The 24577-nt window shown below is 67.3% G+C and carries 17 protein-coding genes; 5 read left to right on the top strand and 12 right to left on the bottom strand.

Annotated features, from left to right (window positions below):
- Positions 1-3 precede the first annotated feature (3 nt).
- From ASG27_RS08705 to ASG27_RS08695, 3 genes are all read left to right on the top strand, one after another.
- Complete coding sequence (locus ASG27_RS08705) at positions 4-1860, top strand: AMP-dependent synthetase/ligase (protein ID WP_056416610.1); 1857 nt, start codon at positions 4-6, stop codon at positions 1858-1860.
- A gap of 358 nt (positions 1861-2218) precedes the next feature.
- A complete protein-coding gene (locus ASG27_RS08700) occupies positions 2219-3382 on the top strand; it encodes an ABC transporter substrate-binding protein (protein ID WP_056416613.1) in 1164 nt (387 codons plus the stop codon).
- Between the two features lie 127 nt (positions 3383-3509).
- Positions 3510-4673, top strand: coding sequence for an acyl-CoA dehydrogenase family protein (locus ASG27_RS08695; RefSeq protein ID WP_056416616.1), 1164 nt, complete (start codon positions 3510-3512; stop codon positions 4671-4673).
- Positions 4674-4855: 182 nt separating this feature from the next.
- Here the strand turns inward: ASG27_RS08695 and ASG27_RS08690 are convergent, their stop codons facing one another.
- Entirely contained in the window at positions 4856-5158 is a 303-nt protein-coding gene (locus ASG27_RS08690; protein ID WP_235504013.1) for a hypothetical protein, read from the bottom strand.
- A 188-nt stretch (positions 5159-5346) separates the two neighbouring features.
- Here ASG27_RS08690 and ASG27_RS08685 point away from each other — a divergent pair, with 188 nt between their 5' ends.
- On the top strand, positions 5347-6552 hold the full coding sequence (locus tag ASG27_RS08685) for an acetyl-CoA C-acetyltransferase (protein ID WP_056416622.1): 1206 nt from the start codon (positions 5347-5349) through the stop codon (positions 6550-6552).
- Positions 6553-6577: 25 nt separating this feature from the next.
- Complete coding sequence (locus tag ASG27_RS08680; protein WP_056416625.1) at positions 6578-8749, top strand: 3-hydroxyacyl-CoA dehydrogenase NAD-binding domain-containing protein; 2172 nt, start codon at positions 6578-6580, stop codon at positions 8747-8749.
- A 191-nt stretch (positions 8750-8940) separates the two neighbouring features.
- Here ASG27_RS08680 and ASG27_RS08675 read toward each other — a convergent pair whose 3' ends face one another.
- From ASG27_RS08675 to ASG27_RS08625, 11 genes are all read right to left on the bottom strand, one after another.
- Positions 8941-9582 (bottom strand): LysE family translocator, encoded by a 642-nt coding sequence (locus tag ASG27_RS08675; RefSeq protein WP_056416660.1) that lies wholly within the window; start codon positions 9580-9582, stop codon positions 8941-8943.
- Between the two features lie 346 nt (positions 9583-9928).
- Positions 9929-12784, bottom strand: a complete 2856-nt coding sequence (locus tag ASG27_RS08670) for a midcut-by-XrtH protein (RefSeq protein WP_056416628.1) — start codon at positions 12782-12784, stop codon at positions 9929-9931.
- A 250-nt stretch (positions 12785-13034) separates the two neighbouring features.
- Positions 13035-13922 (bottom strand): 3-keto-5-aminohexanoate cleavage protein, encoded by an 888-nt coding sequence (locus tag ASG27_RS08665; protein ID WP_056416632.1) that lies wholly within the window; start codon positions 13920-13922, stop codon positions 13035-13037.
- 239 nt (positions 13923-14161) lie between these two features.
- Positions 14162-15421: an acyl-CoA dehydrogenase family protein gene (locus tag ASG27_RS08660; RefSeq protein ID WP_056416634.1), complete on the bottom strand. Its 1260-nt coding sequence runs from the start codon at positions 15419-15421 to the stop codon at positions 14162-14164.
- Positions 15418-17547, bottom strand: a complete 2130-nt coding sequence (locus ASG27_RS08655) for an acetyl/propionyl/methylcrotonyl-CoA carboxylase subunit alpha (RefSeq protein WP_056416637.1) — start codon at positions 17545-17547, stop codon at positions 15418-15420. Before ASG27_RS08655 ends, ASG27_RS08660 begins: the two co-directional genes overlap by 4 nt.
- Before the next feature lie 109 nt (positions 17548-17656).
- Complete coding sequence (locus ASG27_RS08650) at positions 17657-18466, bottom strand: enoyl-CoA hydratase/isomerase family protein (RefSeq protein WP_056416640.1); 810 nt, start codon at positions 18464-18466, stop codon at positions 17657-17659.
- 1 nt (position 18467) lies between these two features.
- The gene (locus ASG27_RS08645) at positions 18468-19664 is read right to left on the bottom strand and encodes an acyl-CoA dehydrogenase family protein (protein ID WP_056416643.1); all 1197 of its coding nucleotides are present in this window, start codon (positions 19662-19664) and stop codon (positions 18468-18470) included.
- 53 nt (positions 19665-19717) lie between these two features.
- Positions 19718-20848, bottom strand: coding sequence for a DNA alkylation repair protein (locus tag ASG27_RS08640; RefSeq protein WP_056416646.1), 1131 nt, complete (start codon positions 20846-20848; stop codon positions 19718-19720).
- Positions 20849-20880: 32 nt separating this feature from the next.
- On the bottom strand, positions 20881-22494 hold the full coding sequence (locus ASG27_RS08635) for an acyl-CoA carboxylase subunit beta (RefSeq protein ID WP_056416650.1): 1614 nt from the start codon (positions 22492-22494) through the stop codon (positions 20881-20883).
- Positions 22491-23444, bottom strand: a complete 954-nt coding sequence (locus tag ASG27_RS08630; protein WP_056416652.1) for an SDR family oxidoreductase — start codon at positions 23442-23444, stop codon at positions 22491-22493. The genes ASG27_RS08635 and ASG27_RS08630 overlap by 4 nt, the downstream gene beginning before the upstream one ends.
- A gap of 26 nt (positions 23445-23470) precedes the next feature.
- On the bottom strand, positions 23471-24202 hold the full coding sequence (locus ASG27_RS08625) for a TetR/AcrR family transcriptional regulator (RefSeq protein ID WP_056416654.1): 732 nt from the start codon (positions 24200-24202) through the stop codon (positions 23471-23473).
- Between the last annotated feature and the right edge of the window lie 375 nt (positions 24203-24577).

Below are 24577 nucleotides of genomic sequence, written 5' to 3'. Positions count from 1 at the left end.
CACATGTCGAATCTCTGGGACCTCGATCACATCCAGCCCGCCGGCACCGACGTGCTGGCCGGCAGCACCATCTCCGCCATGTTCTGGAATGCGGTGGCATTGCGCGGCCCGGCTGTGTGGATGCGGCAAAAAGAGCTGGGCATCTGGAAGAGCTGGACCTGGGACCAGACCGCCGAGGCCGTGCGCGAGATCGCGGGCGGCCTCATGGCGCTGGGCTTTGCGCGCGGCGACTGCGCGTCCATCCTGTCGAACACCAACATCGAATGGGTGCTGGCCGACCTGGCCGTGCTCAGCTGCGGCGGCGTCTCCAACGGCATCTACCCCACCGACGCCGCGGCGCAGGTGCACTACCTGAGCGAAGACTCCGCCACCACCGTGCTGTTTGTCGAAAACGACGAGCAGCTCGACAAGGCGCTGGAGGTGCGTGCGGGCCTGCCGCTGCTGCGCAGGATCATCGTGTTCGACATGGAAGGCCTGCGCGGGCTGCAGGACCCTGGCGTCATCAGCCTGCAGGCACTGCGCGACCTGGGCCGCGCCTGGAACCAGCAGAACCCAGACGCGCTCATGCGCCGCGTGCAGGCCTGCCAGCCCGAGGACGTGGCCATCCTCGTCTACACCTCGGGCACCACCGGCAAGCCCAAGGGCGCCATGCACACGCACGCCGCGCTGGCCTACACCGTTCGCGGCTACAACACGCTGATCTCGCGCACGGACCAGGACGAGGCCATGTGCTTCCTGCCGCTGTGCCACATCGCCGAGCGCATGGGGGGCGAGTACTTCTCGCTGTACACCGGCTCGCGCCTGAACTTCGTCGAGAACCCCGACACCGTGCCCGAGAACGTGCGCGAGATCGCACCCACCGTGTTCACCGCCGTGCCGCGGGTGTGGGAGAAGTTCTATTCGGGCGTGATGATCGCGCTCAAGGAATCCACCGCGCTGCAGCAGGCGGCGTATGCGTGGTCCATCGGCGTGGGCACGCGCATTGCCGATCTGGTGCTGGCCGGCCAGCCCGTGGGCGGGCTGCTGAAGGCGCAGTTCCAGCTGGCGCGCTGGCTGGCGCTGAACAACGTGCGCAAGCTCATCGGCATCCATCGCGCGCGTTTTCTGGTCACGGGGGCGGCCCCCATCTCGCCCGAACTGGTGAAGTGGTACCTCGCCCTGGGCGTGCCCATGCTGGAGGTATGGGGCATGACGGAGACCTGCGGCGCGGCCACCGGCGTGCCGGCCAGCCGCATCAAGCCCGGCTCCATCGGCCCTGCGGCGGCCTACAACGAGGTGCGCATCGACCCCGCCACCGGCGAGATCCTGGTGCGCGGCCCCAACGTGTTCAAGGGTTATCTCAACCTGCCCGAGAAGACGGCCGAGACCATCGACGCCGACGGCTGGCTGCACACGGGCGACGTAGGCACCATCGATGCCGACGGCTACCTGCGCATCACCGACCGCATGAAGGACATCATCATCACGGCCGGTGGCAAGAACATCACGCCCAGCGAGCTGGAGAACGAGCTCAAGTTCAGCCCCTACGTGACGGACGCGGTGGTCATCGGCGACAAGCTGCCCTACCTCACGGTGATCATCATGATCGACCAGGAGAACGTGGAGAAGTTTGCGCAGGACAACGACGTGCCGTTCTCCAACTACGCCAGCCTGACCCGCGCGCGCGAGGTGCAGGACCTGATCCAGGCCGAGATCGACCGCGTGAACACGCAGTTCGCCCGCGTGGAGCAGATCAAGAAGTTCTTCCTGCTCGACACCCAGCTCACGGCCGAGGACGAAGAACTGACGCCCACCATGAAGCTCAAGCGCAAGCTGGTGCAGCAGAAGTACGCGGCGCAGATCGAGGCGATGTACCGGTAGGGGCGGCCTTCGACAGGCTCAGGCTGAAAGGGTGGGGGTTGCGGGTTGGTGCATTGAGCCCGAAGACCTTGCAATCCCCCCACCGTTCGGGCTGAGCTTGTCGAAGCCTGGGCCCATTGCGCAGCGGCCCCCCGGCCTCCGGGCCTTCGACAAGCTCAGGCGGAACGGGACATGTGGGAGGCATCGGGAATGCGGCGGTGCGCTTGCGAGCACACCCCCGACCGTTCGGGCTGAGCCTGTCGAAGCCAGGGCGCACCGCCACCCAGGCCCGCCGCAGATAGGGAAAGTGCTGGTGCCCCACCCCGGGCATCGTTCTATAACGAGCGATCGTGTTCGATCCAACCGAAGGAGACGTGCCATGAAACTTCATCCCATCGCAGCCCTGGCTGCCATGGCCCTGGCTGCAGGCGCCGCGCATGCACAGGCCACCCAGGGCGTGAGCAAGGACACCATCACGCTGGGCTCCATCCAGGATCTGTCGGGCCCGCTGGCGGGCTTTGGCAAGCAGGTGCGGCTGGGCATGATGCTGCGCGTGGACGAGGCCAACGAGCAAGGCGGCGTGAACGGCCGCAAGCTCGACCTCAAGGTGGAGGACTCGGGCTATGACCCCAAGAAAGCCGTGCTGGCCGCGCAAAAGCTTGTCAACCAGGACAAGATCTTCATGATGATCGCGCACATCGGCACCGCGCAGAACCTGGCCGCCATGCCGGTGCAGTTCAGCAAGAACGTGATCAACTTCTTCCCGGTGACGGCCGCGCGCGAAATGTACGAGCCCTTCCACAAGCTCAAGTACTCGTTCGCCGCCACCTACTACGACCAGATCCGCCTGGCCGCGCCCAAGCTCATCAAGGAGAAAGACGCCAAGAAGGTCTGCACCATCTACCAGGACGATGAGTTCGGCCTGGAGGTGATGCGCGGCGGCGAGGCGGCGCTCAAGTCCATCGGCATGGAGTTCGCCGAGAAGACCTCGTACAAGCGCGGCGCCACCGACTTCTCGTCCCAGGTCGCCAAGATGAAGTCGTCGGGCTGCGACTTCGTGATTCTGGGCACCATCATCCGCGAGACCATCGGCACCATCGGCGAGTCGCGCAAGACGGGCTTCAACCCCACCTTCCTCGGCTCGAGCGCCGCCTACACCGACCTCATCCACAAGCTGGGCGGCAAGCCCATGGACGGCCTGTACGCCACCATGACGGTGCAGCACCCCTACCTGGACGAAGCCAGCCAGCCCATCCGCTTCTGGGCCAACAAGTACAAGACCAAGTTCAACGAAGACCCCACCGTGTTCTCGGTGTATGGCTACGGCGCGGTGGACGCGTTCATCAAGGCCGCGCAAAAGGCAGGCACGGGCCTCACCACCGACAGCTTCATCAAGGCCATGGACACCATGGTCATCCCGCCCGACATGTTCGGCAGCGCCGAGGCCACCTACGGCCCGCAAAAGCGCCTGGGCAGCGACCTGTCGCGCCTGTCGCAGATCACCGACGGCAAGTGGAAAGTGGTGTCGGACTATGTGAAGTAGGCGCGCGCCGGCTCTGCCGCCCCAAAGCCGCCCCCCCCGGGCGGCTTTTTCATTCGGGGGTGCGCTGGGGCTTGGACAGTGGCAGAATTTAACCAAGCAGTAACTTTGCAAAAATAGGATCGCCGCCATGATCGACCGCACCCTTTTCCAGAGCGACCACCTGGCGTTTGCCGACAGCTTCCGCCGCTTCATCGACAGGGAAGTGGTGCCCCACCACGCTGCCTGGGAAGACCAGGGCTACGTGGCGCGCGAGGTGTGGAGCCAGGCGGGCGCCAACGGCTTTCTGTGCATGAGCCTGCCCGAGGAATACGGCGGCGCCGGGGCCGACAAGCTCTATTCGGTGGCGCAGATGGAAGAGCTGGCGCGCGCCGGCACCACCGGCATCGGCTTCGGGCTGCACAGCGAGATCGTCGCGCCGTACATCCTGCACTACGGCACCGAAGCACAAAAGCGCCGCTACCTGCCGCTCATGGCCAGCGGCGCGGTGGTGGGCGCCATCGCCATGAGCGAGCCCGCCGCCGGCAGCGACCTGCAGGGCATCAAGACCACAGCGCTAAAGAGCGCCGATGGATCGCACTATGTGCTCAACGGCAGCAAGACCTTCATCACCAACGGCTGGCACGCCGACCTGGTGATCGTGGTCGCCAAGACCGACCCGGCGGCCGGGGCCAAGGGCACCAGCCTCTTCCTGGTGGAGCGCGGCATGCCCGGCTTTGAAAAAGGCCAGCGCCTCAAGAAGATGGGCATGAAGGCGCAGGACACCTCCGAGCTGTTCTTCACCGACGTGAAGGTGCCCGCCGACAACCTGCTGGGCGGCCCCGCCATGGAAGGGCGTGGCTTCATCTGCCTGATGGAGCAGCTGCCGTGGGAGCGCCTGCAGATCGCCATCACCGCCGTGTCCGCCGCGCAGGCCGCCATCGACTGGACGGTGGACTATGTGAAGGACCGCAAGGTCTTCGGCCAGAGCGTGGCCTCATTCCAGAACACCCGCCACACCCTGGCCGAACTGCAGACTCAGGTGCAGGTGGCGCGCGTGTTCGTCGACAAATGCTGCGAGCTGATCACGCGCGACCAGCTCGACACCCAGACCGCCAGCATGGCCAAGTACTGGACCACCGACCTGCAGTGCAAGGTGATGGACGAATGCGTGCAGCTCTTCGGTGGCTACGGCTACATGTGGGAATACCCCATCACCCGCGCCTACGCCGATGCGCGCGTGCAGCGCATCTACGGCGGCACGAACGAGATCATGAAAGAGGTGATTGCGCGTGCCATGGGCCTGGGCAAGTGACACAACGCGCAAGACAACGTGAACCCGCCCCGCACCGCCCTTGGCGCCCTCGGCCTCGCGTCCAGCCATCCCATGCTGGTCAGGCTGAGCTGGTCGACGCCCCGCGCGGCGCTCCGACCAGCGCAGCGTGATCGGCTGCTTGGGCTGGAGGGCCAATGGGTATCCGCACGCGCCGAACGCTCCTACAGGTACCAGGCGGCGCGTGCCTCTTCAGGACTGAGCGGCGCACCGGGGCGGCGGTCGGTCACGTTCAGCCACGCACGGACGCCCTGGCTGCCGCTCAGCGCACGCATCAGCAGCAAGCCAGCACCGATGCCCCGCACGGCGGCCGCAGTCCGCGACGGCGCCATGAACGCCGACACCGCCAGCGCGCTGGATGCGGCCAGCGCCACGTGGTGCTCGAGCGCAAAGCCCTCGCGCGTGTCGTCGTACTCGATAGCGCCACGGACCATGCGCTGCAAGGCGGAGGATGGATTTGATTTCATAGCCAGAAATTTAGATGACAACCCCACAAAGATAGTGCAAAAACCGCTGCACCCGCGTCAGAGAGCGTGCTGTCGTGGTGTGAGCGGCCCATGCGCCCCACGCACCAGCGTGTGCGAGGTGCAGGCCACCAACACCCGCTGTCACCCCTCAGCGATTCACCCATTGTGACGACCACCGGAGACCATTCATGACCGAAGCCTTTGTATTCGATGCGCTGCGCACCCCGCGCGGCAAGGGCAAGAAGGACGGCACCCTGCACGAGGTCAAGCCCATCGACCTGCTCACCGGCTTGCTGATCGAGCTGCAGGCACGCCACCGCTTCGACACGGCCGCGGTGGACGACGTGGTCATGGGCATCGTCTCGCCCGTGGGCGAGCAGGGCTCGGTGCTGCCCAAGGTGGCCGCCCTCAAGGCTGGGTGGGATTTTCGCTGTGCGGGCGTGCAGGTCAACCGCTTTTGCGCATCGGGCCTCGAAGCCGTGAATATGGCCGCGCAAAAAGTGCGCAGCGGCTGGGAAGACCTGGTGGTGGCCGGCGGCGTGGAGAGCATGAGCCGCGTGCCCATCGGCTCCGACGGCGGCGCCTGGGCGCAAGACCCTGCCACCAATTCGGAAACGCTGTTCGTGCCCCAGGGCATCGGCGCCGACCTGATCGCCACGCTGGACGGCTACACCCGCGCCGACGTGGACGCCTTCGCGCTCGAATCGCAGCGCCGCTCCACCGCGGCGCGTGCCGCGGGTTACTTCAAGCATTCCGTCGTGCCCGTGCGCGACTTCATCGGCCAGACCATCCTGGCGGAAGACGAATTCATCAAGCCCAAGACAACCCTCGAAGGCCTGGGTGCGCTCAAGGCCTCGTTCGAGCAACTGGGCGGCATGGGCTTCGACGCCGTGGCGCTGCAGCGCTACCCGCAGGTGGAGCGCATCCACCATGTGCACCACGCGGGCAACTCGTCCGGCATCGTGGACGGCGCCGCCGCCGTGCTGATCGGCAACGAGGCCGCCGCCAAGGCCCACGGCCTCACGCCGCGCGCGCGCATCGTGGCCACGGCGCTCAGCGGCGCCGACCCCACCATCATGCTCACCGGCCCCGTGCCCGCCGCCCGGAAAGCGCTGGCCCGTGCGGGCATGGCCATCGACCAGATCGATTTGTTCGAAGTGAACGAGGCGTTTGCCGCCGTGCCCATGCGCTTCATGCGCGAGCTGGGCGTGCCGCACGACAAGGTCAACGTGAACGGCGGCGCCATCGCCATGGGTCACCCGCTGGGCGCCACGGGGGCGATGATCCTCGGCACCCTGATCGACGAGCTGCACCGCCGGGGCCAGCGCTACGGCCTGGCCACGCTGTGCGTGGGCGGCGGCATGGGCATTGCCACCATCGTTGAACGCATTTGATTGACGGGCAGGAGACAAGAACATCATGCAAACCATCCGCTACGAACTCATCCCCGCCCAGGGCACCGAAGGCCAGGTCGCCGTCATCACCTTTGACGAAGCCAACTCCCCCGTCAACACCATGTGCCGCCAGTGGCAGCAAGAGCTGGGCGAGGTCACCGCCCAGGTGGTGGCAGACCGCGAGCGCCTGGGCGCCGCGCTCCAAGGCATCGTCCTTGCATCCGCCAAGACCAGCTTCTTTGCGGGCGCCGACCTCAAGGCCACGATGCGCCTGACACCCGCCGACGCGCCTGCCGCGTTCGGCGAGATCGAGCGCATGAAGGCGCACTTCCGCACGCTCGAAACACTGGGCATCCCCGTGGTGGCCTGCCTCAACGGCGCGGCGCTGGGCGGTGGGTGGGAGGTGGCCCTGGTCGCCCACTACCGCATCGCCGTGGCCGACCCCAAGATCCAGTTCGGCCTGCCCGAGGTCACGCTGGGCCTGATGCCCGGCGCCACCGGCGTGACCAAGATGACGCGCCTGCTGGGCCTGATGGGCGCGCAGCCCTACGTGCTGGAAGGCAAGCTCTTCAACCCTGCCGAGGCGCTGGACCTGCAACTGGTGCACGAGGTGGTGGCCACGCGCGAGCAACTGCTGCCCGCCGCCCTGGCCCACATCGCCACCCACCCGCACGCAGTGCAGCCGTGGGACGACAAGAATTACAAGATGCCCGGCGGCACACCCGCCAACCCCAAGATCGCCAGCGCCCTGACGGTGGCGCCCGCCATGCTCAAGAAGACCACGCGCGGCCGCTACCCTGCGCCCGAGGCGGCCCTCGCCGCCATGGTCGAAGGCGCGATGGTGGACTACGACACCGCCCTGCGCATCGAAAGCCGCTACCTCGCCCGCCTGATGACAGGCCCCGTGGCGCGCAACATGATCAACACGTTCTTCTTCGACATGAACGCGATCAAGAGCGGCAAGTCACGCCCGGGCTCGGTCCCACGCTACAAGCCACAAAAGGTCGGCATCCTGGGCGCCGGCATGATGGGCGCCGGCATCGCCTGGGCCCAGGCCAGCCGGGGCATCGCCACCGTGCTCAAGGACGTGAGCGCGGAAAAGGCCGAGGCCGGCAAGGCCTACAGCACCAAGCTCGCACAAGCCCGCGTGGACAAGGGCCGCATGACGGCCGAGGCGCAGCAGGCGCTGCTATCGCGCATCACGCCCACCGCCAGCGCAGCCGACCTGGCGGGTTGCGACCTCATCATCGAAGCCGTGTTCGAAAGCCGCGACCTCAAGGCCCGGGTCACGCGCGAGGCCGAGCCGCGGCTGGCACCCGGCGGATTCTTTGCCAGCAACACCTCCACCCTGCCCATCAGCGGCCTGGCCACGGCCAGCAGCCGGCCCGAGAAGTTTGTCGGCATCCACTTCTTCAGCCCCGTGGACAAGATGAAGCTGGTGGAGATCATCCGCGGCAAACAGACGGACGACGAGACCGTGGCCCGCGCGTTCGACTATGTGCAGGCCCTGGGCAAGGTGCCCATCGTGGTCAACGACGCGCGCGGCTTCTACACCAGCCGCACCTTCGGCACCTACGTGATGGAAGGCGCCGCCATGCTGGGTGAAGGCATCCCCGCCGCCGCGATTGAAAACGCCGCCCTGCAGGCCGGCCTGCCCGTGGGCCCGCTGGCCGTGCTGGACGAGACCGCGCTGACCTTGAGCGTGCACGTGCTGGACCAGACGCGCGCCGACTACGCGGCGGAAGGCAAGACCTACACCGCCACGCCCGGCGAGCTGCTGGTGGAGCGCATGGTCAAAGAGTTGAAGCGCCCTGGCCGCGCGGGTGGCGGCGGTTTTTACGACTACCCCGCAGGCGGCAAGAAGCACCTGTGGCCGGAGCTGAAACCTCTGTTCGAAAAGTCCGGCGTGGCATGGAGCGTGCAGGAGATCCAGGACCGGCTGCTCTACCGCCAGGCCATCGAGACCGCGCGCTGCCTGGCCGAGGGGGTGCTGACCAGCGTGCATGACGCGAACATCGGGTCGATCTTTGGGATCGGGTTTCCGGCGTGGACGGGGGGTGCGATGCAGTTCGTTTACGGCACGGGAATGGAGGCGTTCCTGAAGCGGGCGGATGAACTGGCGGCGACGTACGGGGCGGGGTTCGTTGTGGAAGCAAAAGCCCGAGATGCCCTTCGAGACTTTCAGCCCACCTATTGATCGACCGTGTTTCAGTCGAACCGGATAGCTGAAGGCACTCGCTTCTGGCACACCAAGCGCATCACCGACCAACTGCACTATCCGCTGGTTCGGTATTGTGGAGAACACCCACCACAGCTCTGCGCTGCTCTGCGCTGCGCAGTGCGAGAAGCACCACGTCTTTCAGCGTGAAGCGTCCGCCGCCATGGAGCTTACCGCGCCACCATCCGCAACCCCAGCGCAATGAACACCGTGCCTGCCAGCCGGTCCAGCCATACACCCACCCGCGGCTTGCGGTGGATCCACCCACCGACCCTGCCTGAGAAGTAGCCCAGCAACCCGAACAGCACCGCCGCCTGGGCCGTGAACAGCAGCCCCAGCAAGCCCAGCTGCAGCTCCATGCCGCCGCGCGATGCATCCACGAACTGCGGCAGAAACGACAGGAAGAACAGCACGACCTTGGGGTTGATGGCGTTGGCTATCAGGCCCTTGGAGAAGGTGCGGCCGAGCGATTCAGCAGCGGTTTGGCTGCTGGAGCTGCCATGGGCGCCTTCGATGCGCACAGCGCCTGCATGGCGCAGGGCCTGGGTGCCAAGCCAGATCAGGTAGGCACCACCCGCCCACTTGAGCGCCGTGAAGGCCACTGGCGATGCGGCCAGGATAGCGCCTACGCCAATGACGGCCAGCACGGTATGGCTGAGGCAACCCAATGCGCAACCCAGGCCAAACACGATGCCAGCGCGGCGGCCTTTGGACATGCCGACGCTGAGCACCATGAGGTTGTCGGGACCGGGCGTGGCTGTGAGCATGACGGCGGTGAGAAGAAACGCGATGGCCTGGGCGGTGGTCAACATGGTGGTGGCTGCCTGGCTTTTTTGGCTGGCCGCCCCTGGCTGGCCGGGGCAGACGGTGACGGTGATGGGGATGGTGGTGTGCTGAGGCTTGCCCTGAATATCCAAGGCATCGCAGCAAACCGAATACTATCCAATCAATAGCATTGATTCCTTTGCAAACCAGCGGCAGAGGCCTGAAAAGATGGAAGCTGGGCCAGCCAACGCCCGCCGCTTGGGCTGCAGGTCCAGATGCCAGGCTGCTTCCGGGGCCGAAGGACCCGCAGCCCCGCCGACCACCACCCGTGGCTGTATCGGAGCCGGGCGGATGCCGTGTCCGGCAGATACGGGCCCGGCCAGCTCGCCGCCATCAATCCACGATGAGTTTGTTGTTGTCCAGCAGCCGGGTAATGATCTGCTGGTCGGTGGTGGCGACGGAGTAGAGAGACTGCAAGTCGACCCCCGAAAGAACGATCTGCTGGGCTTCGGTGGCGCTGGTATAGGCCGCCCCCACGAAGTGGGAATCCGCAGCAAACCCACCCGTGTGGCTGATGTGGATGATGGTGTTGCCCCCCGAGATCTCGAAGTGCACATAGTCCGCCAAGTTGCCCGCGCCGTTGGATGGACCCACGTGTTCCCCCTGCAGCAGGTCGCGCAGGTCCAGCACGTCGCCCCCCGCGGTATTGCTGCCCGCTGCCGCCGTTTCGAAGTTCTGGATGGTGTCCACCGCAGGAGTTCCGGCAGCGCCCTGGTCGCCCAGGCTCCAGACAAACACGTCCACGAAGTTTTCACCGGCATCGCCGCCGATCAAGGTGTCGTTGCCGGGACCGCCCGAGATCACGTCGGCACCGCTGCCGGCGTTGATGGTGTCGTTGCCGCTGCCGCCGTAGAGCATGTCGGACCCGCCCCCGGCAGAGAGGCTGTCATCACCGTCACCACCGTGGACGATGTTGTTGCCATTGGCGGCATTGATGGTGTTGTCGCCATTTCCACCTTGGATGAATTCGTTGGCAGAGCTGCCGGTGTAGCTGCCACTCGCTGTCGTGGTGATGTCCACCGTTGTGTAGGCCGCCTTGAGCGTCACCACACTGCTCACGCTCGCAGTGACGCCACCGTTGGTTTCCGTGGATGTGACCTGTACGGTCAGGTGGGTTGCGTTGGTCGTGTAGCTGCCAGGAAGATTCAGCATCAGGTTGGGCAGGTCCGCCTCGGCAAGCTGCCACACGCCGCCACCCAGGTTGGCGCCCGCATTGAACGAGACACCCGTGGGCACGTTGCTCACCCTGATCGACAGGCTCTCGGAGCCATCCGTGTCCACCAGTATTGTGGTGATAGGGAACCTGGCGCTGGTTCCACCAGTGCCGTGCGCATTGACCACCAGGGACTTCAAAACCACCAACGAAGGCGTGGTGGCCGAGCCGACGGTCACATTGACCGTGGCCGTGCTGCTGGCGCGGGAGGGATCCTCTATGGTGTAGGTGAAGCTGGCGGCACCTTCGAAGCCGCTGGCTGGCGTAAAGATGACATTGTTGCCGATGCGGCTGACCGTGCCGTTCACTGCCGCCTGTACCGACACCAGGGTCAGCACGTCTCCATTGGCATCGGTGTCGTTGGCCAGCAACGTGGACACGGGAATGGAAATGGCCGTGTCCATGCGCGTGAGGGCCGTGTCGTTGGCAGCGACCGGCGCCTGATTCACGGTGGGATTCACAGTCACCGTGACGGTGCCGGTCGCCGTGTGGCCATGCCCATCGTCGACGGTGTAGGTGAAGGTGTCCGTACCGGTAAACCCGGCGTTGGGGGTGTAGATGGGGTTGCCTGTAACGGCATCGATCACCACCGAGCCATTGGCGCCCTGAGTCACGCCAACAACCGTGAGCGAATCGCCATCGGGGTCCGTGTCGTTGCCGCGCACGGCAATGACTACAGAGCTGTCTTCATCCACTGTCGCCACATCGTTGTTGGCGACGGGCGCGCCATTGGCCGGCGCATTGACCGTGACCGTGACGGTTGCGGTGGATGTGGCGCCCTTGCCGTCGCTGATGGTGTAGGTGAAGCTGTCACTGCCGGCAAACCCTGCGTTGGGTGTGTAGATGGGGTTGTTCGTGACGGCATCGATCACCACCGAGCCGTGAGCGCCCGGCGTCACACTGGCAACCGTGAGGGGGTCACCGTCGGCATCGGTGTCGTTGCCGCGCACAGAGACGGTCACAGGGGTGTTTGCATTGGTGGAGACTGCGTCGTTCACCGCCACGGGCGCACGGTTCACGGTGATGCTGAGCGTGCTCGATGCGCCTGTGTGCACGGTGTAGGTCACTACCAGCGGACTGGCGCCAGTGAACGGCGAGGCCGCCACAAAGGTGTAGTCGCCGTTGCTCTGCATGGTCAACGTGCCCAGCCCTGCCGCCGTGGCCGGCGTGCCGGCCGCGTACCGCGTGCCCTGGTAAGTGAAGCTGGCCAGCACCAGCGGGCCATCAGGGTCCAGGTCATTGAGCAGCACATTGCCCGTGGCCTGCGCTGCCGCCACCGCCGACACGGTATCGGCCAGCAAGGTGCTGGACTGATGGCCCTGCGCCGCGGTGGCCGCAGCAGCGCACAGTGCCGCCACATCGACCCAGCACGCGCCGCCTGCAGGCAGTGCAGTGCCAACGGCACAGACGGTGCCCGGGCGGGCCGGGGTCACTGGCAGGGGCGACGGAATGCCCAGCGGAAAGCAGGTGCTCCAGGTCGGCTGCGTGATGCTGGTGATGCGCAAGCCGGACGCTGTCCCGTTGGTGTAGACCACCGGCAGGAATCCCGAAGGATCGCCACCGGGTGTGGTGCCCGTGGACTGCACGGGAATCGTGAGCGTTTCTCCACCCGCCTGGTGGAACGCAGCCTGCAGCTCCTGCAACTGGGCCTGCACAGCGTCACCCCACACCACCAAGGCGCCCAGCACCGTGGCCACGGCTCCCAGGGCCAGGCTGCGCAAGGTGGCGGAGGACACGAGGCCTTTCGTGCGCACCATCCAGCCCATGCAGGCCACCATGGCCACCGCCAGCAGCAGCAAGGCGCCAGGGTGGTCGACGGGTATCGCTGCGGCCGCGAGCGCGCCTGCCGTAATCGTCTGCGCCTGCGCCGCCGGCAATGCGGCCACCAGCAGCATTGCAGCCGCCAGGCGCCGCAATGCACTGCGTGCACCGAGAGGGTCAGCGAAAAATGGGGCGCAATACCAGGGGCGCAACATCGATAGTCCTTCGTTGTTGGAAGAATGAAAGCTCATGGGGGGTTGCCTGTCGGGCATGCCTGCACAAGGCCTGCGGCAGGCCGCCGGGAGGGATGGCGCCGGCACTCTACCCTGTAAAAGCAGGTAAGCCATCATAGAAAATTGCAACAGACCCACGGAGCACAAGACTTACTCCAACGCCGTGGGGGAGGCGCAAGTACGCAAACTGCCTGCCAAAGCCGCGCAACAGGCGGGCAATGCGTGGCCTACGCTATGCGCCAGCCAACCCCAACATGCCCCGCGCCTCCTGCGGCGACGCCACTTCCCGCCCCGCATTGCGCGCGTACTGCGCCAGCTTATCGATCAACGGCCCGTTCGAATCCGCCTTGGTCCCATCCGGCAGATAGAACGTATCCTCCAGCCCCGTGCGCAAATGCCCGCCCAGCTCGGCCACGCGCTGGTGCACGGGCCAGATCTCGCTGCGGCCGATGACGGTGGCCTGCCAGGGGGCGTCCTTGATCTTGAGCTTGAGCAAGATGGGCAGCAGGTCCGGGTCCGCGGGCATGCCGGACTCGACACCCATCACGAAGTTGTATTCGGGCAGCCGCGCGGTGTACATGCCGGTCTGCACATACATCTCCACGCAGCGCACGATGCCCACGTCGAAGCATTCGAACTCGGGCAACGTGCCGGTTTCCAGCATCACGTCGATGAAGTCCTTGACCTTGGCGGGCTGGTTGTCGAACAGCATGGGCGGCCAGGCCCAGGTGCCGTTGCTGCGCACCTTCAGGTAGTTGAGCGAGCCGGCGTTGCACGCGGCCATCTCGGGGCGGGTGGCGCGCAGGCAATCCAGCGGGCCCTGGTAGTGGGGGCCGACCACGCCGGTGGTCTGGTTGATGATCAAACCGGGGCAGGCCTCGCGCATGGCCTGCACGCAGTCGCGCGCGACCTGCGGGTCCCAGCTGGGCAGGTGGCCCTTGCCGGGCTCCTGGTTGCGAAAGTGCACGTGGACCACGGCGGCGCCTGCGTCGCAGGCGCGGCGGGCTTCCTTCGCCAATTGCTCGGGCGTGACGGGCACGTGGTGCTGGCCGGGGTCGGTCAGCACGCCGGTGATGGCGCAGGTGATGATGGCTTTGTGGCTGGTTGCATGACTGGTCATGTGCGTCTCCGAATGGCGTTACTGCTCTTGCTTCGCAACACCCCGACCGTTCGGGCTGAGCCTGTCGAAGGCGGGTGCCCTGGCTTCGACAGGCTCAGCCCGAACGGTTGATGGTGGGCGTGCCATGGCTTCGACAAGCTCAGCCTGAACGGTCTGGGGCAGCGGAGACCTGGCTTCGACAGGCTCAGCCCGAACGGTGGGAACAAGCGTGGGCGTTTGGTCACGGGCAACGCTTCCATTCAAATACCCAACTGCTTGGCAGCCAGGTCTTTCATGATTTCTTCCGCACCGCCACCGATCATCATGACCTTGACCTCGCGGTAGATGCGTTCGCTGACGGTGCCGCGCATGAAGCCCATGCCGCCCAGGATCTGCACGGCCTGGTCGGCGCAGAACTGCAGGGTCTGGGTGGCGTGGTTCTTGAGCAGGCACACGTTCGCCACCCACTCGGTACCGGTGTGGCCCGCATCGGCCTGCGCAGCCACGGACTCGCACCATGCGGCCGTGGACTGGATGCGCATCTGCATGTCCACCAGCTTGTGGCGGATGACCTGGTGCTCGACCAGCGCGGCACCGAAGGTCTTGCGCTGGCGGGCCCAGGCCAGCGCTTCGTCGTAGCAGGCCTCGGCAAAGCCCAGGGCCGACACGGCCAAGCCGAAGCGCTCGCCGTTGAAGTTGGACATGATGATCCGAAAACCCGCACCCTCTTCGCCCAGCAGGTAGCGCGCCGGCACGCGCACGTTGTCAAGGCGCAGGTGCGCGGTGTCGGAGCAGAGCCAGCCCATCTTGTCCAGGCGCGTGCGCGAAAGGCCCGCGCTGTGGCCGGGGATGAGCAGCATGGAGATGCCCGCGCTGCCCTTGCCGCCGCCGGGCCGCCCCAAGGCGGCAAGCGCCCCCTCGGGGGGCAGCGACCCCTGCAAAGCAGGGGAGCGTGGGGGCTCATGGTCTCTGCCGGACTCCCCGGTGCGCACGGCCACGGTGATCCAGTCCGCACGCATGCCCGACGTGATGAACACCTTCTCGCCATCGACGACGTAGTCATCCCCCTCGCGCCGCGCGGTGGTCCTGAGCTGTGCCACGTCCGACCCGCCACCGGGCTCGGTGATCGCCAGCGCGGCGATCTGCTCGCCCGCCAGCACGGGCGGGATGACCTCGGCGCGCACCGCGTCGCTGCCGTGGGCCAGCACGGGCGGCAGGCCGATGTTGTGCGACAGCAGGCTGGCCAGCACGCCGCCGCTGGCACCGTGGCGGCTGAGCGCGCGCCACAGCGGCAGGCGCAAGGCGTAGCTGGCGGGCGTGCCGCCGTACTGCTCGGGGTAGCCCAGGCCCAGCAAGCCCAGGTCCGCTGCGCGGCGGTACAGGCTGCGAGGGAATTCACCGGCCGCGTCCCAGGCGCCCACGTGCGGGGCGATCTCGGTGCGGGCAAAACGGGTGACGGTGTCGGTGAGTGCGTTGCGGTCTTCGTCGCTCTCCGACGTCGTGTGCGTCGGGGCTGTCATGCGGGACCTCCTGGCAGGGCGGGAGCAAAGCGCACCAGCACCTGGCCGGGTGCCACCTGCTGGCCCGGCGCGACCAGCAACTCGGCCACGGTGGCGGCCACGGGGCAGGCCAGGCTGTGTTCGAGCTTCATGGACTCGATGACCACCACGGTATCGCCCGCCGCCAGCGCCTGGCCCGCGGCCACGGGCAGCGCGACCACCTTGCCGTTGAAGGGCGCGCGCAGCTCGGCGGCGCCACCGGCGGCGCCCGCGCGGGCTGCCGGCTCCCACGACGCGTCTTCGACCCAGCCGTCCACGCCACCGGTATGCCAGTGCCAGCGCAGCCGGCCCACGGGCACGGCGTGCACCGTGTGGTCGGCCACCGGCGCATCGCCGCCCTGGCCGGTGGCACGCACCGCACCGCCGGGCTGCGGGGTCAGTTGCACCGTGGTGGTGGTCGTGATGGTTTCCATCGACCCTGGCGAGGCGCTGGCAGGCTGGGCGCGCTCCACATGCAGCCGCCCGGCCCCCAGCTCGCGCACCGACAGCGGCAGCACTGTGCCCTGGTGGCGCAGACGCAGCGGGCGCGCCAATGAGCACGGCAGGCTGGCGGAGGCTGGTGTGGGTGAATTTGAAGCAAAAATGGCCGCTACCGCGCAAGGGACCAGCGCCAACAGCTCCTCTTTTAATAGCAGATCCTGCAGACCCGCTGCATGCTCTGCCAGAAACGGCACCAGCGCCTGCCCGCCCCGGAACGCCGGGTGCTGCAGGCACGCCGCCAGGAATGCGCGGTTGGTGGGCAGGCCCAGCACGCGGGTGGCGTTGAGCGCGCGCACCAGCGCGTCGATGGCCTCGGCCCGCGTGGGCGCGTGCACGATGAGCTTGCCCAGCATGGCGTCGTAGTGGGGCGAGACCTCGGCGCCCTCCTCCAGCGCATGGTCAAAACGCAACGCACCCTGCGCAGCGCGTTCAAAGGCCGTGGCCGCGGGCGCGCTGAAGTGCAGCACGCTGCCGGTGTGCGGCCGAAAGTGCGCGTCTTCGGCACACAGGCGCACCTCGATGGCGTGGCCTTGCAGATCGACCTGCGACTGCGTGATGGGCAGCGGCTCGCCGCACGCGATGCGGATCTGCCACTCCACCAGGTCCAGGCCGGTGAGGGCTTCGGTCACCGGGTGCTCCACCTGCAGGCGGGTGTTCATCTCCATCAAGAAGAATGGCGCCCCTGCGCTCTTCGGCGAAAGAGCCCCGGCGGCTGTTACGGGGCGTGAGTCTTTCGCAGCTTGGGACGTTGCGGCGTCACCCACACCGTTGCCATCCAGCAAGAACTCCACCGTGCCCGCGCCCACATAGCCGGCAGCCTGCGCCAGGGCCACGGCGCAGGCGCCCATGCGCTCGCGCAGCGCGGCGCCTACCGCCGGGCTGGGGGACTCTTCGATGAGCTTCTGGTGGCGGCGCTGCACCGAGCAATCGCGCTCGCCCAGATGGATGCACGCGCCGTGGGCATCGGCAAAAACTTGCACCTCCACATGGCGGGGCTGCAGCAGCGCACGCTCGATCAGCAGGTCGCCACAGCCAAAGCCCGCCAGCGCTTCGGACCGGGCGCTGGCCAGTGCGGCAGGCAGTTGCGCTGCATCGGTGACCAGCCGCATGCCGCGCCCTCCCCCACCCGCCACGGCCTTGACCATGGCGGGGTAGCCGATGCGCGCGGCCTCTTGCGCAAAACGTTCATCGCTCTGGTCGTCCCCCGCGTAGCCCGGCAGGCACGGCACCCCATGCACCGCCGCCAGCGCCTTGGCACCGGCCTTGCTGCCCAGCGCGCGGATGGCCGCGGGGGGCGGGCCGATCCAGGTCAGGCCGGCATCGACCACGGCCTGGGCGAAGTCGGCGTTCTCGCTGAGGAAGCCGTAGCCGGGGTGCACCGCATCGGCGCCGGTGGCACGCGCCGCGGTCAGCAGCTTGTCGGTGCGCAGGTAGGTGTCGGCACTGGATGCGCCGCCCAGCGCAATGGCCTGCGTGGCCTCCCGCACATGCAGGGCGTTGGCGTCGGGGTCGGAGTAGACGGCCACCGTTGCGATGCCCATGCGGTGGGCGGTGTGGATGATGCGGCGGGCGATTTCGCCGCGATTGGCGATCAGTATCTTTTTCATAAGCTGTGCCCTCGCGGCTCCATCGCCCGCCTGCACGCTTCGCGTGCGCGGGCAATTTGCTTCGCCATGCCTGCGGCATGAACGCCGCGATTGGCGATGAGTATCTTTTTCATGGCTTCGCACTCCAAGGCGGCGTCTTGCGCGCGGCAAATGCAGTCAGCCCTTGCGGTGCCTCAGGCCCACGCAGCGCTTGCGCAAAAGCCAAGGCCGCGTCATCCAGCAGCGCGAGCAATGGCGTCTCGGGCTGGGCCAGCAACAAACGTTTGGTGGCGGCCACGGCCTGCGGCGCTGCGGCGGCGTGGCGTGCGATGGCAGCTTGCACAGCGGCCTCCATGCCACCAGCGACCACCTCATCCACCAGCCCCGCACGTTGAGCCGTCGCGGCATCCCAGCGCACGCCTGTCAACAAACACCCCCGCGCTGCCGCTGGGCCCAGGCGCCGCACCACAAACGGTGCGATCTGCGCAGGCACGATGCCCAGCGTGACCTCGGGCGTGGCGAACTGCGCGCCGCTGTGTGCCAGCACGCGGTCGGCACAGCACACAAGCCCAAAGCCGCCGCCCATCGCGGCGCCCTCCACCACCACGATGAACCACTGCGGCAACGCACACAGCGCCTGCAGCAGCGTGCCAAAGCGGCGGTTCAGCGGCACCAGCGGGTCAGCCTCGCCCGCAGCCAGGGGCTGTCCAATGGTCTTGGCAAAGCCACCCAGGCTACCCCCCGCGCAGAAGTGCCCACCGGCACCCCGCAACACCACGCCGCGCAGGTCGGTATCGGCCGCAGCCCGCTCACAGGCGGCTATCAAACCATCAACCATCGCCTCCGACAGCGCATTGCGGCTGGCCGGGTCATTGAGCGTCCAGGTTTCCACACAGCCGCTAGCCAGCGGCGCGCGGTCGATCAACAGCGAATCGGCCATGTCAGTGCGCAGGCCGCTTGGCGATGCCCATGAGCTTGGCGAGGATGCCCAGCATCACCTCGTCCGCACCGCCGCCGATGGACGCCAGCCGCCCGTCGCGGTACATGCGCGAGACCTTGTTCTCCAGCGTGTAGCCCATACCGCCCCAGAACTGCAGGCAGGTGTCGGGCACCTCGCGGTTCAGGCGGCCGGCCTTGAGCTTGGCCATGCTGGCCAGCTCCAGCACGTCCTGCCCGTTCACGTACAGGTCGCAGGCGCGGTAGGTCAGTGCGCGCAGCGCCTCGACCTCGGTCTTGAGTTCGGCCAGCTTGAATTGCACCCACTGCTGGTCGGCCAGCGTGCTGCCAAACAGCTTGCGCTCCTGTGCGTAGTCGATGGTCCACTGAATGCAGTGGTTCAGCGATTCGAGCGTGCTGGCGGCGCACCACAGGCGCTCTTCCTGGAACTGCTGCATCTGGTAGATGAAGCCCTGGCCTTCCGCGCCGATGCGGTAGCGCTGCGGTACGCGCACCTCGTCGAAGTAGATGAGCCCGGTGTCGCTGCTGTGCATGCCGATCTTGCGGATCTTCTGCGCCACCTCGACGCCCTGGGTCAACCGACCGCCGGGGCCATCGCGCAGGGGCACCATGACCAGGCTCTTGTTCTTGTGAGGACTGCCGCCCGTCACGCTCTGGCCGTCGCCCGTGTTCACCAGCATGCACATCCAGTCGGCCTGCAGGCTGTTGGTGATCCACATCTTCTGCCCGGTGATCACGTAGTCGTCACCATCCTTGCGCGCCACGCTTTTGATGCCCGACACGTCGCTGCCCGCCGCCGGCTCGCTCACGCCGATGCAGCCCACCATGTCGCCCGCGATGGCCGGGGCCAGAAACTGGCGCTTGAGCTCTTCGCTGCCGTAGCGCGCGAGCGCAGGGGTGCACATGTCCGTCTGCACGCCAATGGCCATGGGCACGCCGCCGCAGTGGATGTGGCCTAGCGTCTCAGCCATGGCCAGGCTGTACGAGTAGTCCAGACCCGCGCCGCCGTATTCCTCGGGCTTGCACAGGCCCAGCAGGCCCAGCCGTCCCATCTTCTTGAAGACCTCGTGCGCGGGGAAGATCTCGGCCGCCTCCCACTCGTCCACGTGGGGGTTGATCTCTTCGTCGATGAAGCGCTTCAAGGTCTTCTGGATCTCGCGGTGCTCGTGCGTGAACTGCATGGTGCCTGTCTCCTGCGGTTATGTGTTGTGCCTGCGAACCTCGACCCCGAACATCACGACAGATCGAACTGCCCCAGGGGCTGCGGCCGCCCGTTGAGCACCAGCTCCACCTGGTGCGCGCCAGGGTAGTGGGTGCGTGTGGTCATCTGCTGCAGCGACAGCGTCTTGCCCACGGTCACGGTCGCCCCTGCTGGGATGTCCAGCGTCTGCAGCTTGAACACCTTGGGCGCAGCGCCACCGTGGGCCTTGACGTAGTGCACCTTCAGGTCGGCCAGCACGCGCTGCGGCAGTGGCGTGGGGTTGTGCAGCTCGGCCTCGATGCGCACCTTGCCGCCGATGCGCGCGCGCTCGGGCACCACGCGGGCGGCCCTCACATCCAGCGCCACGGCGTGGCCCACTCCCAGGGCATCGAGCGCGCCAGCGTCGCCGCGCTTGATGAGAAAACGCAGGCCGTGGCGCACCAGGGCTTCGCGCGGGGCGGGTGCACCCTGCAGCCAGGTACGGGCGGTGCCCACGGCCAGGTCGGGGTGGTCCTTGGCGATGTCGCCCAGGTGGTTGGCCACCGAGCGGCGCACATAAGACGATGGGTCGTCCTTGAGCGCATCGAGCAGCGGCAGGGCCAGCTGCGGGTCTTTCTGGAATGCAGGCAGGCGCGGCGCCCAGGGCAGGCGGGGCCGCGTGCCTTCGCTCACCAGGCGGCGCACGTGGGCGTTCTCGTCTTGCGCCCAGTCCCGCAGCCGCGCGAGCGTGGCCTGCTGGTGGTGCAGCAGATAGGGGCGGATGCAGAACTCGGCGGTAAAGCGCTGGGTCAGCGCATGCTGCGCGGCCATGGCCGCCTCGAAATGCGCCAGGCCCTGCGACCCGATGTACAGGCTGTGCGGCAGGTACAGGAACGCGCTGTAGGGGCGGTCGCCCGCATCGGGCTCGCCGGCGGCGTCCAGGCCCATGGGCGGGTCCATGGAATCGACCAGCACGGCAAGAGCGCGGGGTATGTCCTGGGGCAGGTGCGCCTGCAATGCCTGCGCAATGCGCTGGCCGCGCGCCATCAACTCCAGCGACTCGTAGCCGGGCTCGACCTGCCGCAGAAAGGCGGCCGTGTCGAACTTGCGCCAGGCGCGCTGCACCATGGCGGCGATGCGCGGCGGCACGGTGTCGTTCAGCAAATATTTGAGAGGTTCGGCCATGGTGTGTGTCTGTGTGCTTGCACCCTCGTCGCTTACATCCGCGCCACGCCAAAGCCCAGGGGCCGCAATGTGCGGGACTGTGCCTCGGCGCAGGTATCGAGGCAAAAGGCCAGCACGGCACGCGTGTCGCGCGGGTCGATCACGCCGTCGTCCAGCAGCAGGCCGCTGGTGTAGAACGCATCGGCCTGGGCCTCGAACATGGCAACGATCTTGTCGAACCGGGCTTGCGATTCAGTGGGGTCGGGCGTGACGCCTTTGCGCGCCAGCGCCGCCTCGGTCACGATCTGCATCGTGCGCGCCGCCTGCTCGCCGCCCATCACGGCCGTCTTGGCCCCGGGCCAGCTGAACAGAAAGCGCGGCGCATAGCCCCGCCCGCACATGCCGTAGTTGCCCGCGCCGAAGCTGGCGCCGCACTGGATGGTGATCTGCGGCACGGTGGCGTTGGTCACGGCCTGGATCATCTTGCTGCCGTGCTTGATCATGCCGCCCTGCTCGCTGTCCTTGCCCACCATGAAGCCGGTGGTGTTCTGCAGGTAGATGATGGGGTGGCCCAGCTGGCACATCCACTGGATGAAGTGCGTGGCCTTGTTGGCGCCCGCCACGTCGATGGGGCCGTTGTTGCTGATGAAGCCCACGGCATGCCCGCCGATGCGGCCCTGCACGCAGAGCGTGGCCATGCCGTAGCGGGCCTTGAACTCGAGCAGCTCAGACCCATCCACCAGCCGCGCGATCACCTCGCGCATGTCCACGGGCTGGCGCAGGTCGCCGGGCATCAGGGCCAGCAGGTCGTCGGCGGGCAGCGTGGGGCCGGGAGCGCTGGGCCGCGCGGGGGTGGTCCACCCCAGCTGCGCGATCACGTCGCGTGCCACGCCGATGGCCTCGCGGTCGTCCTGCGCCAGGTATTCGCCCAGGCCCGAGACGGCGGTGTGCATCTCGGCGCCGCCCAGTTCCTCTTCGGTCGCGACCTCGCCCGTGGCGGCCATGAGCAGCGGCGGCCCGGCCAGGAAGGCGCGCGAGCGGCCCTGCACCATGATGACCACGTCCGACAGCCCCGGCATGTAGGCCCCGCCTGCGGTGCCCGAGCCGTGCTGCACGGTGATGACCGGTATGCCCGCCGCCGACAGCCGCGCGAGGTTGCGGAACAGCGTGCCCCCGTGCACGAAACCTTCGACCCGGTAGCGCATGAGGTTGGCGCCTGCGCTCTCAACGAGGTGCACGAAGGGCAGGCGCTCGCGCAGGGCGATCTCCTGCACGCGCAGAATCTTTTCCAGGCCCATGGGCTGGATCGCCCCCGCCTCGATGCCGGAGTCGCTGGCCACCACCATGCAGCGCACACCGCTGACCCACCCGATGCCGGCAATCATCCCGCCGCCGGGCACGGACTTTTCGGGGTCCTTCACATCCTGCAGGTAGCCCGCCAGGTTGCACAGCGGCAGCCACGGCGCGCCCGCATCCAGCAGCAGCGCCACGCGCTGGCGCGGCAGCAGCTGGCCGCGTTTGTCGAACTGCGGCAGCGAGCGGGCCGATGCCGCCGCGGCCCGCTCTTGCAGCGCGCGCAGGGCATCGAGGCGCGCCGCCAGGGCCGCGCGGCGTTTTTGCGCATCGGGTGCGCCGGGGAGGAAGCGCGAAGCGAAGGCGGTGGTCATTCGTCGGAGTCCTTGGGTGCACTGCCCGCCGGTTCTGCGGACGCTGCAAACACACGCGGCACCTGCGCACGGTGAAAGCCCGCATAGGGCTTGACCGCAGCACGCTGCTGCGTGGCGGCATCGGGCACGCGCAGCGGCCAGCCCAGGCGCACCTGCGGCCGCGCGCCGTCCACGCGCAGCGTGCTGCCGCTGATGAAGCTGGCGGCCGGGCTGAGCAGGAAGACGATGGCCGCCGACACCTCGGCCTCGTTGCCGAAGCGGCCCAGGGGCACGGTCTGCGGCATGGCGCGCAGCGTGTGCGCGGCGGCGGGCGGGTAGTTGTCCATGCCGCTCGATGCGATGTAGCCCGGCGCGACCGCGTTCACACGCACGCCGCTGCAGGCCCATTCGAGCGCAGCAGTTTCGGTGAAGCTGACCATGCCCGCGCGCGCCGCACCGCTGTGCCCCATGCCCGGCATGGAGCCCCACATGTCGGCCACGATGTTGACTACTGACCCGCCGTTCGGCGCCATCCACTGCCGGTAGCATTCGCGCGCCACCAGGAAGCCGCCGGTGAGGTTGGTGTGCAACACCGCCTCCCAGCCCTTGGCGCTGATGGATTCGAGCGGCGACATGAACTGCCCGCCCGCGTTGTTCACCAGGCCATCGATGCGCCCGTGCGCGGCCAGCACCTGCTGCACCAGCACGACCACCGCGTCTTCGGAGCGGATGTCGCACGCATGCCAGGACGCTGCGCCACCATCCGCAGCGATCTCGTCGACTACGGCCTGCAGCTTCTCGGGCTTGCGCCCGACCAGCACTGCGTGCGCGCCCAGGCGCGCCAGCTCGTGCGCCGTGCAGCGGCCAATGCCCGAGCCGCCGCCCGTGACGATGACCACCTGGCCGCTGAACAGGCCTGGCGCGAACACCGACTGGTAGCCGCTGGGTGCATTGAAGGCCGTGGAAGCCATGGTGGGTGCGCCTTTTTATTTTGCTGTTATGTGCGGATGAAGAGGGCCAGGGCCTCGTCGGTGAGTGCGTCGAGCGATTTGCCCTTCTTGGGCGAGAACCACTGCACCGCCCAGTTGAGCGCGCCAAAGATGAACAGCCGCGCCACGCCAGGCTCGGCCTGCAGCGCGCCCTGCTGCGCGAGCGCCTCGAGCGCAGGCATCCACGCGGCCTCGTAGCTGTCCTTGATGCGCGCAATGCCCTTGCGCTGCGCCGGTGTGAGCGAGCGCCATTCGTACAGCATCACCGGGATGAAGCTGCTGCGCGGGCCGAGCAGGATCTCGAAATGGTGGCGGATGAGTGTGTGCAGCTGCTCGCGTGGCGTGGCCTTGGCCGGCAGCGCACCGAGCGCCTGCTGCTGGCTTTGCGTGGCCATGGTCATGCCCTCGCTCATCACGGCGTAGAGCAGCGCTCTTTTGCTTTCGAAATGGTAGAAGGGCGAGCCGCTGTGCATGCCGGCGGCGGCGGCGATGTCGCGCGTGCTGGTGGCGGCAAAGCCCTGGGTGCGGAACAGCTTTGCGGCGCCGTCCATGAGCTTGCGGCGGCGGTTGCCGTCGTCGAGTTCTTCGGCGGTTTTGCGGGGGCGACCGCGGGGGCGGCGGGGTGGTTGTTTTTCTTCTTCGGCGGTGGAGATCTGAGACGTGGCGGCCTTGCGTTGGCGGGCTGGTGGGAGGGGTGCAGCGGGCGCGGATGCGCGGGGGCGTCGGGCTGGGGATTCCATGTTTTGCACGATAGCAAAATGGATTATTTTTAGCAAGCAAGTGCTTTGTAAAAATATGGATGCTTGTGCTGAAAGGATAGAGCGCTTCAGAGGCGGGGTGCCCTACGGGTTTGGAGTGCCCTCGCCCTCATGTCCGCCCGGGTTGAGTTGGTCTACGTGTATCGACCCCACCGTTCGGGCTGAGCTTGTCGAAGCCTGGGCACATCGATCCACGTCCGTTCGGGTTGAGCCTGTCGAAACCTGGGCGCATCGACCCATGGCCGTTCGGGTTGAGCTTGTCGAAACCTGGGCGCTGCTCGCAGGCTCGCTGATGGGCAGCATGCCTTTGTTGAGGGCGGAGGCCGGGAGTCGCCCGGCGTGCGAGTAACTTTCTTT

The sequence above is a fragment of the Acidovorax sp. Leaf191 genome, assembly GCF_001424425.1.
GTDB lineage: Bacteria > Pseudomonadota > Gammaproteobacteria > Burkholderiales > Burkholderiaceae_C > Acidovorax.
The sequence above is the reverse complement of the archived record's forward strand: the minus strand, read 5'-3'. Positions and strand labels throughout refer to the sequence as shown.